This is a genomic window from Chitinophaga sp. CC14 (assembly GCF_048957795.1).
GTDB classification, from domain to species: Bacteria; Bacteroidota; Bacteroidia; order Chitinophagales; family Chitinophagaceae; genus Chitinophaga; species Chitinophaga ginsengisegetis.
Map to the genome: position 1 here is coordinate 400,317 of NZ_JARBFY010000001.1, position 15,818 is coordinate 416,134.

Annotated in this window: 16 protein-coding genes; 4 read left to right on the plus strand and 12 right to left on the minus strand. The window is 47.0% G+C overall.

Features of this window, described 5'->3' with window-relative positions; genetic code table 11:
* The first annotated feature begins 11 nt into the window (after nucleotides 1–11).
* Nucleotides 12–356: a carboxymuconolactone decarboxylase family protein gene (locus tag PV783_RS01670; protein ID WP_079471198.1), complete on the plus strand. Its 345-nt coding sequence runs from the start codon at nucleotides 12–14 to the stop codon at nucleotides 354–356.
* A 66-nt stretch (nucleotides 357–422) separates the two neighbouring features.
* A complete protein-coding gene (locus PV783_RS01675; RefSeq protein ID WP_079471199.1) occupies nucleotides 423–1,463 on the plus strand; it encodes a 2-oxoacid:ferredoxin oxidoreductase subunit beta in 1,041 nt (346 codons plus the stop codon).
* A 67-nt stretch (nucleotides 1,464–1,530) separates the two neighbouring features.
* On the opposite strand, the gene PV783_RS01680 is transcribed toward PV783_RS01675, so the two are convergent.
* Complete coding sequence (locus PV783_RS01680; protein WP_079471200.1) at nucleotides 1,531–2,169, minus strand: LysE family translocator; 639 nt, start codon at nucleotides 2,167–2,169, stop codon at nucleotides 1,531–1,533.
* 29 nt (nucleotides 2,170–2,198) lie between these two features.
* Nucleotides 2,199–3,737 (minus strand): GH3 family domain-containing protein, encoded by a 1,539-nt coding sequence (locus PV783_RS01685; RefSeq protein WP_079471201.1) that lies wholly within the window; start codon nucleotides 3,735–3,737, stop codon nucleotides 2,199–2,201.
* Nucleotides 3,738–3,917: 180 nt separating this feature from the next.
* On the opposite strand from PV783_RS01685, the gene PV783_RS01690 reads away from it, so the two are divergent.
* The gene (locus PV783_RS01690; RefSeq protein WP_079471202.1) at nucleotides 3,918–4,688 is read left to right on the plus strand and encodes an inositol monophosphatase family protein; all 771 of its coding nucleotides are present in this window, start codon (nucleotides 3,918–3,920) and stop codon (nucleotides 4,686–4,688) included.
* An 11-nt stretch (nucleotides 4,689–4,699) separates the two neighbouring features.
* Complete coding sequence (gene thiL / locus PV783_RS01695; RefSeq protein WP_111577350.1) at nucleotides 4,700–5,734, plus strand: thiamine-phosphate kinase; 1,035 nt, start codon at nucleotides 4,700–4,702, stop codon at nucleotides 5,732–5,734.
* A 52-nt stretch (nucleotides 5,735–5,786) separates the two neighbouring features.
* Here the strand turns inward: thiL and PV783_RS01700 are convergent, their stop codons facing one another.
* The 10 genes from PV783_RS01700 to PV783_RS01745 form a co-directional block, all read right to left on the minus strand.
* On the minus strand, nucleotides 5,787–7,466 hold the full coding sequence (locus PV783_RS01700) for an ArnT family glycosyltransferase (RefSeq protein WP_420986949.1): 1,680 nt from the start codon (nucleotides 7,464–7,466) through the stop codon (nucleotides 5,787–5,789).
* Nucleotides 7,467–7,506: 40 nt separating this feature from the next.
* A complete protein-coding gene (gene nagA / locus PV783_RS01705) occupies nucleotides 7,507–8,604 on the minus strand; it encodes an N-acetylglucosamine-6-phosphate deacetylase (protein WP_420986950.1) in 1,098 nt (365 codons plus the stop codon).
* Between the two features lie 21 nt (nucleotides 8,605–8,625).
* Complete coding sequence (locus tag PV783_RS01710) at nucleotides 8,626–9,015, minus strand: VOC family protein (RefSeq protein WP_079471206.1); 390 nt, start codon at nucleotides 9,013–9,015, stop codon at nucleotides 8,626–8,628.
* Nucleotides 9,016–9,035: 20 nt separating this feature from the next.
* The gene (locus PV783_RS01715) at nucleotides 9,036–9,839 is read right to left on the minus strand and encodes an amidohydrolase (protein WP_079471207.1); all 804 of its coding nucleotides are present in this window, start codon (nucleotides 9,837–9,839) and stop codon (nucleotides 9,036–9,038) included.
* Nucleotides 9,840–9,904: 65 nt separating this feature from the next.
* A complete protein-coding gene (locus PV783_RS01720; RefSeq protein ID WP_111577346.1) occupies nucleotides 9,905–10,363 on the minus strand; it encodes a regulatory protein RecX in 459 nt (152 codons plus the stop codon).
* 5 nt (nucleotides 10,364–10,368) lie between these two features.
* A complete protein-coding gene (locus tag PV783_RS01725) occupies nucleotides 10,369–12,696 on the minus strand; it encodes an ATP-dependent helicase (RefSeq protein ID WP_079471209.1) in 2,328 nt (775 codons plus the stop codon).
* 318 nt (nucleotides 12,697–13,014) lie between these two features.
* Nucleotides 13,015–14,085, minus strand: a complete 1,071-nt coding sequence (locus PV783_RS01730) for a fatty acid desaturase family protein (RefSeq protein WP_079471210.1) — start codon at nucleotides 14,083–14,085, stop codon at nucleotides 13,015–13,017.
* Between the two features lie 378 nt (nucleotides 14,086–14,463).
* On the minus strand, nucleotides 14,464–14,964 hold the full coding sequence (locus PV783_RS01735; RefSeq protein ID WP_079471211.1) for an RNA polymerase sigma factor: 501 nt from the start codon (nucleotides 14,962–14,964) through the stop codon (nucleotides 14,464–14,466).
* Nucleotides 14,965–14,994: 30 nt separating this feature from the next.
* Nucleotides 14,995–15,165 carry a hypothetical protein gene (locus PV783_RS01740; RefSeq protein WP_420986951.1) on the minus strand — a complete coding sequence of 57 codons (171 nt, stop codon included), beginning with the start codon at nucleotides 15,163–15,165 and terminating at the stop codon, nucleotides 14,995–14,997.
* Between the two features lie 105 nt (nucleotides 15,166–15,270).
* Nucleotides 15,271–15,804, minus strand: coding sequence for an HdeD family acid-resistance protein (locus PV783_RS01745; RefSeq protein WP_420986952.1), 534 nt, complete (start codon nucleotides 15,802–15,804; stop codon nucleotides 15,271–15,273).
* Nucleotides 15,805–15,818 lie beyond the last annotated feature (14 nt).

Here is a 15,818-nt window from a genome sequence, read left to right on the forward strand (position 1 = left end):
ACAGCAGTTATATGGCCAATGCGATTCAGGAGTTTAACGACTACCGGGCTAAGATGAACGAGGTAATACTTGGAAAGCAGAACAAAGTGATTAACAGGCTTTTCAACCTGGATACCAACACCTATGCAGAAGGAGCGCTGAGCACCAAAACGAAAGAGATGCTGGGATTGGTAGCTTCTATGGTACTCCGTTGTGACGATTGTATCAAATATCACCTGGAGAAGTCGTTTGAGCAGGGTGTTACCACCGAAGAAATGTATGAAATCTTTGCAGTAGCCAACATTGTAGGCGGCACCATAGTGATTCCGCATACCCGCCGGGCGGCAGAATTTTGGGAAGAATTACAGGCACAGTGAGCTGATAATTACAGCTATCTATCGTAACTTTACGGACTCTATAATATATTATTTTAACTCATACTAATGTCAACAGCAACTATAGCCCCGCAGGCGCCACTTACGTCGAAAGACTTTGCAACGGACCAGGAAGTACGCTGGTGCCCTGGCTGCGGCGACTACTCTATACTTAAGCAGGTACAAACTATTATGCCTACGCTGGGCGTACCCCGCGAAAACATTGTGATCGTTTCCGGTATCGGTTGTTCTTCGCGCTTTCCATACTATATGAATACCTATGGTATGCACTCTATCCACGGCCGTGCCACGGCGATTGCTTCCGGTTTGAAAGCAGCCCGCCCCGAACTGAGCGTGTGGATTGTAACAGGCGATGGTGATGGCTTATCCATTGGCGGTAACCATACCATTCACCTGCTGCGCCGTAACTTTGATGTGAACATCATGTTGTTCAACAACCAGATCTACGGTTTAACAAAAGGACAATACTCTCCTACTTCAGAAGAAAATAAAGTAACCAAATCTACCCCGATGGGTAGTATTGACCATCCGTTTAACCCAATGGCCCTGGCCCTGGGAGCAGATGCTACTTTTATTGCCCGCAGTATGGACCGCGACCCCAAACACCTGCAGGAAATGCTGAAACGCAGCCATGCACATAAGGGCGCTTCCTTCCTGGAAATATACCAGAACTGTAATATCTTCAATGACGGCGCTTTTGAAGCCTTCACAGAAAAAAGCAGCAAAGCCGATGAAACCATTTTTGTGGAACACGGCAAACCACTGGTATTTGGCGCTACCAAAAACAAAGGTATCCGCCTCGATGGTTTAAGGCCAGTGGCAGTGGAACTGGGCAGTGAGTATACGGAAAGCGACCTGTGGATCCATGATGAAAATGATTTCTACAAAGCACAACTGCTCACCCGTATGTTTGATGATGTGCGTATTGAGGGACATTTACCCCGTCCGTTCGGTATCTTCTACGAGGCTTTCCGTCCTACTTATGAAGATATCATGGGCTTCCAGTTAACAGAAGCGCTGGCTAAAAAAGGCCCCGGCGACCTGGATAAATTACTGGCAGGCAGCGAAACCTGGACTATCAAAGGATAATAAACACCTCCAATAAAAGAAAAAGCCTTCCGTGATACACGGAAGGCTTTTTTGTATGTCAGTATTTTTAGTGTCCCATAGCGCCTACGTCGAACAGTACTTTATAAAGCAACACCACGCCAAAAATGATCATGCTGGCCCCGGCAATACGGTTCAGCCATTCTACATTGGCAAGCGTTAATTTATGACGGATTTTATCAGATACAAATACCTTCAGGATATCTGCCGACAACACCAGGCTTAGGCAAACTGCGTACATGATGATCCGGTGCCCGGCTGTGGTAGCACTATTGGCCACACAAACTCCTAACCAGAAGATGATAACACCGGGATTCAGGGTGTTCATTAAAAACCCGGCGAGCCATATCTTGAGGTAGTCGTGGGTGCGGAACATTTCCGGTTTTTCATCTCCCGTACTGATCTTTACCTTTTTAAACAACAGTCCGTATACACCCATGCCTATCAGCAAACAACCTCCCACAATACCTATCGATCTTTTATATTCTTCCAGGCCGCTGATAAAAGAAGTGGCCAGGTTACCTGTCAACACAAAAATGATATCGCTGAAAGACACGCCCAGCGCGAAACTGATCCCTGCCTTAAAGCCGTTATTGATGCTATATTTTATAATTGCGAATATTACCGGGCCTACTGATAAAGAAAGAAATAATCCCAGTCCCAGTCCCGCTACAATTGATGCTATCATGCGTATAATTTCCGTGTCACAGGTGCAACTTAACTCTTAACGGTTTTTCCCGCAAGAAATTTCTCCCAGTCTTTCAGTTTCTCGCCTTTCATTACACGGGGAAATTTATTCATGGCGCCTTCCTTGCCTTTGCAACGGAGGTAATCTATAAATGCATCATTGGGTAATATCTCCACAAATACTTCCTTCAGCGCAGCAGAACGTTCCACAGCATAGTCATCGTTTACCTCTGCGAGGGTTTGGTCGATGATTTCGCGTACTTTTTCCGCATCCACACCTGGCGTATCCGTACCTACATACCAGCGGTGGGCAAACAGGTTCTGATAAGGGAACCCGGCTACCGTAAACTCACGGACGTTTATACCCAGTTTCTTCTGAACGTTATCTATCGCTTTGTTCATGTTGTCGATACTCATGTGCTCCCCGCAAAGGCTGAGGAACTGTTTGGTACGGCCAACAATCACTATTTCATGTTCTTTTACGGAAGTAAATTTCACCACGTCACCGATCAGGTAACGCCATGCTCCTGCACAGGTAGACAGCATCACTGCATACTCCACATCTTCCACTACCTCATGGATCATGTAAGATTTAGGATTGGGTTTTACTTCTCCTTCGGCATCAAAGTTTTCTTCATTAAAAGGAATAAACTCATAGAAGATCCCTGCATTCAGGACCAGTTTAATACCTTTTGTACCCGGGCGCGCCTGGAAGCCAAAAGAACCTTCAGAAGCCATATAGGTTTCAATGAACGCAATGGGCTTTCCGAGCAGCTTCTGGAAGCTGTCGCGGTACGGTTCAAAAGATACGCCGCCATGAATATATACCGCCAGATTTGGCCATATTTCATGGATATTTTTAACCCCGTGATATTTGATGATTTCTTCCAGTACAATCTGTACCCAGGCAGGTACGCCGCAAACAGTACCTACGTCCCACTCCTTCGCTTTGCGCACGATTAATTTGATACGCTGCTCCCAGTTGGGTTTGCGGGATATTTTACCACCCGGCTTATAAAAACGGCGGAACCATTTCGGGATATTCTTGGCCTGGATGCCGCTCATATCACCTTCATAATAGTCGCCTTTCTCAAACAATGAAGTAGTACCCCCCAGCATCAGGATGCCTTTTTCAAAAGATCGGGGCGGGATATTAAAGTTGGCCATAGAATACAGCTGCTTCACGCCCACCTTCTTCACTGTTTTCAGCATGGCTTTGGTAACAGGTATATGTTTACTGGCAGATTCAGAAGTACCTGAACTCAATGCAAAGTATTTGATCTTCTCGGGCCAGCTCACGTTTGCTTCACCTTCCAGGCAGCGGTACCACCACTCTGCGTGCATTTTGGTATAGTTATGCACGGGAACATTTTCGCGGTAGTGACTAATGAAATTAGCCCCATCCAATACTTCCTGAAATTGGTAGTGGCGGCCAAACTCTGTATCCTTGGCCTTCTCCAGCAACCGATGCAGCACCTGCATCTGGTATTGGCGCGGTGTTCCTAATTTAAATGTGAACTTCTTCCTGATGCGTAGTGACCTGGAAATAAGATTACCTATGATGGCCATTAACTTTCCCTCTCTTTAATTGAACTACAAAAATAAGTGGAATATTGAATATAAGTTGACTGATAATTCGGAATTACAGATTATGTAGTATCATTAAGTCATCTATACATATAAAATATCCAAAACATGTAGGTTATAATTCGCAATTCATAATTCGTAATTCGTAATTACCTTTGCGGCATGTTAAAAACAACTTTACTCAAAGCTACTGAAGCCAGCGGAAAAATACTGCAACAATATTTCAACGGTCCTTTCGAGGTGAGCAGTAAAAGTACGATTAACGACCTGGTAACGGAAGTGGATAAAAAATCTGAAACCGCTATCATCAACATTATCAGGGAAACTTATCCAGATCATTTTATCCTGAGCGAAGAAGTAGGGGAGATGAAGACGGATTCTTCCGTGAAATGGATCATTGACCCTATCGATGGTACGGTTAACTACGCCAATGGTATTCCCCTCTGTTGCGTATCCATAGGCGTGGAAAAAGACGGAGAAATGATACTGGGAGCCGTATACAACCCTTTTATGAACGAGTTGTTTGTGGCAGAAAAAGGACAGGGCGCTACGCTGAACGGCAAGCCGATCAATGTTTCTGTCAAAGCCGATGTGTCAACCTCCTGCCTGGTAACAGGTTTTGCCTATCAATGGCAGGATAGTGCCAACAATCCCTTACAGGTACTTGAGCGCGTTATCAAAGAGGGCATTCCCGTTCGCAGGCTGGGTTCTGCAGCCATAGATCTTTGCTGGGTGGCCTGCGGCCGCTTTGATGGATTTTATGAACACCACCTCCAGGCATGGGATTCCGCCGCCGGCTACCTCATTGTAGAAGAAGCGGGTGGAAAGGTAACAGACTTTTCAGGCAACCGTTACTCCCCCTATCAGAAAGAAATACTGGCCACCAATGGCCGTATCCATAGTGCATTACAAGATCTTGTTAACGGTAAATAAGTATTGGGAAGATGGAACAGGAAAGAACTGAAATACAGGACCTGGGAGAATTCGGATTGATCGATTATCTCACCAGGAACATAGAAATACAAAACGCCAGCACCGTACTCGGTGTGGGCGACGATGCCGCTGTGATTGATCACTTCGGCAAACAAACGGTGATCAGCACCGATATGCTGGTGGAAGGCATTCACTTCGACCTGATGTACACGCCGCTGAAACACCTCGGGTATAAAGCGGTAGTGGTAAACCTGTCGGACATCTACGCGATGAATGCCACGCCAACGCAGATCACGGTCAGCATTGCCTTCTCTAACCGTTTCTCCCTGGAAGCGCTCAACGAATTCTACGAAGGCGTGTACGCTGCCTGCGAAAAGTATGGCGTAGACCTGATCGGCGGCGATACCAGCAACTCACAGAAAGGTTTTATCATCAGTGTTACCGCCATCGGCGAAGTAACCCCCGACCAGTTTGTAAAACGGTCCACCGCTGAAAAGGGCGACCTGCTCTGCGTTACCGGCGACCTGGGCGCGGCCTACCTCGGCCTCACCCTCCTGGAAAGAGAGAAAAAGATTTACCTGGAAAGCCCGGAAGTAAAGCCCGACCTGGAAGACCAGACCTATATCATAGGCCGCCAGCTGAAACCGGAAGCCCGTAAGGATATCATCGAATTCCTGCAACAGGAAGATATTAAACCTACTTCCATGATGGATGTAAGCGATGGCCTCAGCTCCGAAATACTGCATATCGCCAAACAGAGTAACCTGGGTGTTGTGCTGTACGAAGAAAAGATCCCCATTGCCCAGGAAAGCAAGGAAATAGCCATGAAATTTGGCCTGGACCCTACTGCCTGTGCGCTGAGTGGCGGCGAAGACTATGAGCTGTTGTTTACCATGAAGCAGGCCGACTACGACAAAATTGTACTCAATGAGCAGATCAGCGTGATCGGCTACATGACCGATATTACCGAAGGAGCACATATCCTTACCAAAGGCGGCAACAAGTATAAACTGGTGGCGCAGGGCTGGAATGCGTTTCAGCAGTAAAGCACGGCATCATACAAAAGAGAAAGGCGCATCGGTGATGCGCCTTTCTCTTTTATTTTTCTACAATCACCGGTATCACCGGGCTGTTGTGCGTGGGTGGCAAATCGCCTGCAAACACCGAGAATTTCAGCTGGTAATTACCTGGCTTGTCGGGCATTACCACTTCCAGGTTGATGAGACGCCTTAGCACGGCCCTTTCCAGGGTCATGGAGGATTTCACCGGTGGCAGCGCTTCATCTTTCGCCATAAATCCGTAGCCAAGCACCGGTTCATTGGACCTGTCCAGCCGGATAGGCTGGTGGTAACCGTTGGTAGGTTGCAGGATCACATTTACATGTTCGCCACGTTTTGCCCGGATGCTTTTCAGCGCGGGTTTCAGCTGTATCAGTGAGTAAGAGTAATAATCGGATTGAATGTAATAATCCCATGTGCCATGAACCGTTTTCAGGCTATCCGTGATAGGTATTCCTGAACCCGGATCAGATACCACCATTACAGGCTTGCCCCAGAGCTGCGTTTCGGTATCCCAGAAATTATACTGGCTCCTGCGGGAATAGCGGCTGTTGAGGCTATAGGAAAGTTGCCCGGTATAAAACATGTACTTCGAGGGCCGCTGATAGCTGTTCACAAAAACCACTGGCTTGCCCTGGGCACGGGCGGCTACCTGTGAAGTCCATTCTTTGTTATGATGAATTTCAGGTCTTATTTCCACTCCCGGCATAAAATCCCACACCATGTATACCCGCACCACCAATACCAGCAGCAAAGTAACCGGCAATGTATACAGCAGCCATTTCTGCGACCACCCTTTCCTTACAATGGCCTGGTGCGCCAGTATTACCACCGGTGTAAAGAGCATCACCGTCCAGTTGGCCTCTACCCTGCCTTTGAAAGTACTGAGCAGGAAAAAGGACAACACCCCTATCACGCAAAATTTCAGGGCGCGTTCAAAGGAGTTGGTGATCGGGCTGCGGAACGCATAATACAGTATGAGCCAGCCCAGCAAAGGACCGAATAATAATAGTTGCCCTCCGAGATAATCGAGCGAGTAATTAATGCTATAGGAAGATGCGTTCCTGTCTACCAGGTGATATTGCAGCGAAGGGAAGCCGTGGGTATATTGCCAGTAAATATGCGGCAGAAACAGCACTGTAGTGAGTATGCAGGCCACATAAAACTTAAATACCTTTAACAGGTTCACGTTGGATAATACGGTGAAAAATACCAACAGAATGCCGTGGTATTTACTATAAAACATCAATGCCATTGAAATGCCCAGCAGCAGGGTGTTTCTCCAGGTTTGCTCGTTCACGAAATTCCGGTAGACCCAGAAAAATACGGCTGCAAAAAAGATCAGGGGAACATCCGGCACTGCCAGTATACCACCAATCTGCATGGCGCCCATAGATCCTATGAGCAGGTAAAAGAGTTTATTGTCTTTTGAAGCAATCAGTTTAGCGGTAATCCACAGGGTGAGTGTATTTACCACCACGATGAGCAGCCTTACTCCCAGTTCATTATGAAAGATCCCGTATCCTATTTTGATCAACAGCGCAATCATAGGCGGATGATCAAAGTAGCCCCAATCCATATGACGTGAATACACCCAATAATAGGCTTCATCATCCCATAGTTCAGAGAAGCATGCCTGTAGCAGGCCCAGTACCAGCCAGGAGAGCAGGAACAGATTTTTATACCGGTCTTTTTTCAGGAAGCGAGTTAGTGCACTCATGCGGATATACAGTATTATTAATCCTGCGAAGATAGGGCTATTAACAGTATACTGTAGTTTCCCAGTTAGAGTCGATGGCAACCAATGCCGCGTCGTAGCCTACTGCAATACGGCCTAATGCCTGCTCACGGCCAATTACACGGGCCGGATACAGGGATGCCATGCGTAAAGCTTCCTCCAGCGGAATGCCTACCTGCTCCACACAGTTGCGGACGGCTTTAGTCATTGTGAGCCGTGAGCCGGACAAAACACCCGAGGCGCTTACATAGCGGTCTGTCTCCTTAATATATACATACCCGCCTTCTTTATTCTCCTCTACCGCGTCTGTGATCAGGAACAAACGATCTTTCATGATCTTTTTGCTGATCCTGATGGAGGCAAAGTCCACATGTACGCCATCCGCCACAATGCTGGCGGATACCCGCGGGTGATCATAAATGGCTCCTACCAGGCCGGGAGCGCGGCTTTCCAGCGGTGACATGGCATTAAAAAGATGCGTGGCATGGTGAATACCACTGTCGAACGACGTATAGGCCTGCGCGTAAGTGGCGTTACTATGACCTGCAAATATCACGATACCGGCTGCTTCCAGCTGTCTTACCAGTTCGGGATCACAGCATTCCGGCGCCAGGGTCATGATCTTCACCACATCGCGGCCGTTTTCCAGGATCCAGTTAATATCCTCCTGGGTAGGGGCATGAATATATTGCTCGAGGTGTGCGCCTTTTTTCTTAGGGTTGATAAAAGGTCCTTCCAGGTGCAGTCCCAGCACGCCTTGTCCGCCCTGCTCCCAATAAGCCTTTACTGCATTCATGGCTTCCAGCATAATTTCGGGGCTGATGGTAGCCACGGTGGGCATGATCCACGCCGCGCCGCCGCCTTTGCTGTACGCCACGGTAGCCGCCAGCGAAGTAACTGAAGGATACATGGAAAACACGTGGCTGTTGCCGCCATAGATCTGCAGATCTATAAAAGCAGGGGCCAGCAGGCCTCCTTTCAGGTCTGTTTCACTACCGGTTTTTTTCCATTCGGAGACAGGAACAATACTGGTAATTTTCCCTCCTTGTGTAATCACTGCATGATCATCCAATATCTCTTCCCCGGTAAAGATCCGGGCATTGATGTAGGCAACAGACATAGCAATAAAATTTTACGGGTGTTAAATGACTTCGTATAACTCTAAAGGCAGCCCGTCGGGGTCTGCAAAAAAGGTAAATCGTTGTTGGGTATGGGGATCAATGCGCAGGGGTTCGGTACTCACCCCTTTTTGCTGTAGCTGCGCAACGGCAGCTTCGATATCAGCCACCGCAAAAGCCAGGTGGCGAAGCCCGCAGGCCTCCGGGTGACTTGGCCGTGGTGGCGGGTCCGGGAAAGAAAACAGCTCAATAATGTACTGGTTGCCCAGTGCCAGGTCCAGTTTCCAGGAGTCCCGTTCTTCCCGGTATACTTCACGTATTACCTGCAGGCCCAGCACATCGGTATAAAATGCTTTACTCCGGGAGTAATCTGCACAAATAACCGCGATGTGATGGACTGCCTGTAACAACATATCAGAATTTGTTTAGTTAGTTATCCCTTTGGGAGAATTGTAAATGCGTCGGCATCCTTCAGGAAAGGAATATTCTTTCTCACTTCTTCCAGCCGCTCACGTTGAAGGGTATACGTAAATACATCTTCATCGTGCGATTTGCGGTAGATGATTTCTCCCATCGGATCAATAAGACTGGTTTCCCCGCTGTGATAAATATTGTTACCATCGTTGCCTACCCGGTTTACACCGATGGCAAATGCCTGGTTTTCAATAGCACGGGCCTGTAGCAGCGTGGTCCAGGCGGTTTTACGTCTTTCCGGCCAGTTGGCTACATACACGAGCAGGTCGTACGCGGCTTCGTTGGTATCCGGCTGGATGGTATTGCGCGCCCATACCGGGAAACGCATATCGTAACAGATGTTCAGATTGATTTTCCAGCCCTTTACCTGTGCAATGAGGCGTTTATTACCGGGTGTGTAGTGCTCGTGTTCTCCTGCATAACCAAACAGGTGACGCTTATCATAAGTGCCATAGGTGCCATTGGGCAACATCCAGATCAGGCGGTTCAGGTATTCGCCGTTTTCCTCAATGATCAGGCTGCCGGTGATGATGATATTCTTCTCCGCCGCCTTCTTCTTCATCCACTGCACTGCGGTTCCATCCATTGTTTCAGCCAGGAGCGCTGACTGCATACTGAAGCCGGTACTGAACATTTCGGGTAAAAATACCACTTCAGTCCTTTCCTTGATGCTGTTGATTTTCTCATCAAACATACGGAGGTTGGCTTCCTTATCTTCCCAGTGCAATTGGGTTTGTATGAGTGTTACTTTCAGATCTGACATTATCGGTTATTGTGGTCACAAAATTACGGCCTGACGGGTTAGAAACTTTTCAAATTATTGCCCGCTTAAGCCTCATTCTTTGCGATTTGTTCAAGTGCTTCGTTGATGAGTTCAGATTCAAAGCCTCTTTGCAGGAGGTATTGCATGGTCTTGTACTTCCGTTTCATACCTGTTTCTCCTTTCAGCGACAGGTATTTTTTCTCTGCCAGCTTATGAAGTACCGCTATATAATCATCTTCATCAATTTCTTCCATTCCTTTTTTGATGCAGTAAGCAGACACCTGTTTCTGCTTCAGCTCCATCATAATCTTTTTGCGTCCCCATTGCTTGATCCGGAATTTACCGCCGGCGTAGGCTTTGGCAAACCTTTCCTCGTTGAGGAAATTTTCAGCGATGAGCTCAGAAATGGCTTCGTCTACTTCCTCTCCCCTCAGGCCAAGCTCCAGGCATTTATATTTTGTTTCCTGGTGGCTCCGTTCCTGGTAGGCGCAAAACTGCCGGAGTTTTAACATCGCGGTTTTCATGTCACTTATCTTACTATTCTCAGCTTGGCGTAGTTCAGCATAATTTTCTTTTCACCGCCGCCTTTAGGGAAATTGATGGTAGCGATCCTGTTGTTAGGCGCTCCTTCCATTGCCGCGATGATACCGAATCCAAATTTCTGATGCTCTACCTGCATGCCGGGCTCCATGCCAGCCGGATCGTCCGGGGCAAAGTCAGCAGAAGGCACATGGGTAGTGGCAGGAGAAAAGGTTGGTTTGGCAGCAGGCTTCTGCGTTACCGGCTGGGAAGGCTGCGACGGCGCCTTTTTCCGGTCAAACATATTATTACTGTTGCTCCATCCGGAGGTGCTGCCTCCGCCAAAGGCGTTGCGCACGCTGCCTCCGCCGGCATAGCTGCGGTCGATGAATTTCTCCGGCATTTCTTCCAGGAAACGGCTCGGTTCATTCTGTACCAGGTTACCAAAGCGGTAACGGCTATTGGCGTAGGTGAGCCATAAGCGCGCTTTTGCACGGGTAATGGCTACATAAAACAGTCTTCTTTCTTCTTCCAGCTCTTCCCGGGTGTTGATAGACATACCGCTGGGGAACAATGTTTCTTCCAGTCCTACAGTGAATACCACCGGGAACTCCAGGCCTTTTGCGGCGTGGATAGTCATCAATTTCACCACATCGCTGTTTTCATCATTGCCCTGATCAGCATCGGTGAGCAGGGTGATTTGCTGGAGATAGGAGCCCATGCTTTTATCGAGCAGTTCTCCTTCTTCGTCGGGGGTTTCTGTAAACTCTTTGATGGAGTTCAGGAGTTCCTGCACGTTTTCATAACGGGCAAGCCCCTCCGTAGTTTTATCGTTAAACAGTTCTTTTACAATGTTGGTAGACTTGCCCACCGCAACAGCCACATCATAGGCGTTGTGCGAGGTGAGCATTGCCTGGAAGCTTTTGATCATGATCACAAACGCTTCGATGGCTTCCACGGTACCGCCTTTGAAACCAAACTCCCTGGCTCTTTCCAGTACTTCCCACATGGTGATATTGTGTTCATTACTGAGCACAATTGTTTTTTCGATGGTGGTTTTACCGATACCGCGAACGGGGTAGTTGATGATCCTTTTCAGGCTTTCTTCATCGCGGGTGTTCATGGTGATGCGCAGGTAAGCTACGTAGTCTTTGATTTCCTTGCGCTGGTAGAACGACAGCCCCCCGAAGATGCGGTAGGGAATGGCTTTACGGCGCAGGCTTTCTTCAAAGGAGCGGCTTTGGGCGTTGGTACGGTACAGGATCACGAAATCGCGGTTGTCGTAATGATTCCGCAGCTTCTGTTCCGAAATAGTGTCGGCTACGAATTTACCTTCTTCGTTGTCGGTCATGGTGCGCACCAGTTTAATGGTATCGCCTTCGGTGTTATCTGTCCAGAGGTTCTTTTCTATCTGTCCTTTGTTGTGTGCAATTACTTCATTGGCTACATTCAGGATGGACTTGGTACTACGGTAATTTTGTTCCAGTTTTACCACTTTCACATCATCATAATCTTTTTCAAACTGGAGGATATTTTCGATGGTCGCGCCGCGGAAGGAATAGATACTCTGGGCATCATCTCCCACTACGCAAATATTTTCATTGACAGCACCGAGTAATTTGATGATTTCGTACTGGGCGGGGTTGGTATCCTGGTACTCATCGATCATAATGTATTTGAACTTGTGCTGGTATTTATGCAGCACTTCCGGGAATGTTTTGAGGAGGATATACATTTTAAACAACAGGTCATCGAAGTCCATTGCGCCGTTTTTGAACGTGCGTTTGGCGTACATGTCGTAGATTTTGCCAATCAGTGGCCTGTTGGCGCGCATATCTTCCTGTTGCACCAGGTTATCCAACTGGTATTCTTCCGGTCCCATGAGGCTGTTTTTGGCAGCGGAGATGCGGTTGTAAACGAAGTTGGGTTTATAGTGTTTATCATCGAGATTCAGCTCGTTGATAATGGTTTTGATAACACTTTTGGCGTCGTCGGTATCGTAGATGGTAAAATCGTTGGGATAGCCGAGGCGGTGCGCTTCTGCGCGCAGGAGACGGGCAAATACGGAGTGGAAGGTACCGATGTAAAGATTACGGGCTTCGCTGCCACCGAGAATCTTTTCCACACGTTCCTTCATTTCACGGGCAGCCTTGTTGGTAAAGGTGAGGGATAAAATATTAAACGCATCCACGCCATTCCGCATCAGGTGTGCGATACGGGTGGTAAGCACCTTCGTTTTTCCCGAACCGGCGCCTGCTACAATCATCAAAGGGCCGTTGATATGTATTACTGCTTCCCGCTGTTGTTCGTTAAGCTCGTCTAAATAATTTGCCTTCATCACGACTGCTGTTTATATTTTATATGTAGAAAAGATGTAGTATTTCTGAAGGGTGTAAAAGTACGAAAAAGGAAGAGAATAGAATCGCCTTCGGCGATTGTAAATTGTCTTGGAACAGGATTACACTGATTATACTGATTCTTTTGATTTTATTTTTGGGGATTTTTATAATGATTAAGGGAGATATAAGCGAACATGTATCCACTTATATCTCCCTTAATCTATTAAAATCAGAAGTGATCAAATCTATGAAATCAGTATAATCAGCGTAATCCTGTTCCAAGACAATTTACAACCGCCGAAGGCGGTCACCCAACACTACGGTTTAGCACCGAGTGCTTTCATGAAACGGAAATGAGATATTACTGCTCCCTGCATGGTAGGGATGGAATTGTAAGTAAGATTGTGTTCTGCACATTTCGCGGCCACTATTTTGCTGAGGGCCGGGTAATGCACATGGCTGATCCTCGGGAACAGGTGATGTTCTACCTGGTAATTGAGGCCCCCTACGAACCAGGAGATGATTTTATGTCCGGGTGCAAAGTTAGCGGTGGTTTTGATCTGGTGGATAGCCCATTCGTTTTCGATGACTTTGGCATCTTCACCAACTACTTCAAATTCGGTTTCTTCCACTACGTGCGCCAGCTGGAATACAATGGCCAGGGTAAAGCCCATTACCACGTGCATTACTGCAAAGCCGATGGCCCACGCCTGCCAGCCTACCAATGCAATGGGAAGTGCGATATAAAACGCCAGGTATAATACTTTGCTGCCCCAGAACACCATATGATCGGTTAATTTCATGGGCTGCAGCGGAGTGGTATATACTTTCCGGCTCAGGTATTTCACAAAATCCATAATAAACACCCAGGCGAAAGAGGAGATAGCGTATATCAGTATTACATAAATATGCTGAATCCGGTGCATGGGCACCCATTTCTGGGTGCTGCACTGCCGCATGAGCGGGCTTTTGCCGATATCGTCGTCCAGGCCGTCTACGTTTGTGTAGGTGTGGTGAATGATATTGTGCTTCTGTTTCCAGATGAAAGCGTTGCCACCCAATGCGTTAAGGGTAAGGCCGAGGGTGTCGTTCACTTTGCTGTTGGTGGAATAGCTGCCATGACATGCGTCATGCATTACGTTGAACCCGATACTTGCCAGTACAAACCCCAGTAAAGCGCATAAAGTTACCGAGAGGATGGCCGGCATCGATATAAATAATACCGAAACATACAAGGCTACCGCTACCGGAATAAGGACGGCGGTTTTAATATATAATTTCCAGTTACCTGTTTTTTGAATGTTGTTTGATTTGAAATAGTCCTCTACAGCGGATTTGAGCGCCGGAAAGAATAATGCATTCTTGTTGTTGAAAGTTACTTTAGGCATAAAAAAATAAGCATTGTTGTTGCCGGGCGTACAGTAAGTTGTAGAGAATCCGGGAAAAAAATTGAAAAGTCTACGCTAATAAACGGCTTTAAACCGGTTTTTATATATTTCCCGGGATAATAAACGGTTATTTAACAAAGATTTGTGCTTATATGGGGATTTGGCAGTAGAGGGGATGACAATCGGAGGAGAAAGGGATAACGGAAGTCTGCAAACAAGCATACAGCAATAATCGCTCACCTGACAGGGTAATTACAGGCAATACGATATACAAACAATCACAATTTTCGCCTGCTACGGCTTTCAATGGCCATATTGAGGGTTTGCAGACTTCTGTTATCCAAAAGTCTGAGAATAGTATTGTATGGTTAATAGCCGTTAATGCCTTGTAATACGGGTCTTCAGCATTTTCCGGGCAAAGTGGATACGGCTTTTTACCGTGCCCAATGGTTCATTGAGTATAGCTGCAATTTCATAATATTTATAACCTTCAAAGTACAACAGGAATGGTTGTTTAAAAATAACCGGCAGATTGTATACGGCCATCTGCACGTCTTTCACCCGCAGGTCTGATTCTGCAAAATTTCCGATGGCAGAAGGCTGGTGGCTCAGCAGGTAATCTCCTACCGCATTATCCAATAGCCGGTACTGGCGGTTACCGCGACGGTAGTTGTTAATGAAGATGTTTCTCATGATCGTATACAGCCAGGCGCGGATGTTAGTGCCGGCAAGGTATTTATCACGATTAGACAGTGCTCTGAATAAGGTTTCCTGGTAGAGATCTTTTGCAGATTCAGAGTCTTTAGTTAAGGTTACTGCATACGGCCGCAGGAAGTCGGCGTTTCCAAGTAATAAGTTGTTAAATTCGGTGGATGACATAACGGTTAACTTTAAATTATTCACAATTAGCTAGAACAACAGCCTGTAAATCTGGCCGGGAGAAATAGAGTTTGAGGCAGTAGTGGTAAAGCCGCGGGTCTCCTTCCGGGTACTGCCGGCACCTGCCACGTAATTTAAAAGGGAGGTATCAACACCCTGATAAATGGCGGCAACAGGCGCCCTAACCAGGTGTTGCGACAATCATAAAAAAGGTTTTAGTTAAAGAATAAGCTTGCATAATGGGGTACTTTAAAAAATAGTAAAACAGGGTACCGTATTCTTCAGTTATATCAATATAGCTATCGTTTAACTCCTGCTGCGCAATCTGAATGAAAGCAATACGAGCATGATTCCTGTGAAGATGGCATATATACCAAAGATCCAGGTAAGTGTAACCGCCGCTGCTACAGGGTTTGCAACCAGGAGAATTCCAAAGATGATAGTCAGCAAACCACCTGCAATATACCAGCCCTCGCCTGTTATCACTTTCCTTAACCTGATGGCAATAATCAGTTCAAACAGGCCCGCCAGCATAGCCCAGAAAGCAACCACGTAAATGAGTGCTGCGCCGGTGGCAAAAGGATTGTAAAAAGTGAGGATACCTAATATCACGCCTAACAGCCCTGAGAGCAGGAAAATACCCCAGTTTTCGTTCGTTTTCCGGGCAGCTATTGCGCCGGCAACAGCAAAAAGGCCGGCGATAAAAAGATAGGCGCCTAAGAAAACGATCAATGTGGTAAAAGTAGCACCAGGCCAACCAACGGCCAGTACTCCCAATACCAGGGCGAAAATTCCTCTTAACAAAAAGAGCCACCAATAAGCGTTATAAAAATCAGGCATGCATTCTCAGTTTT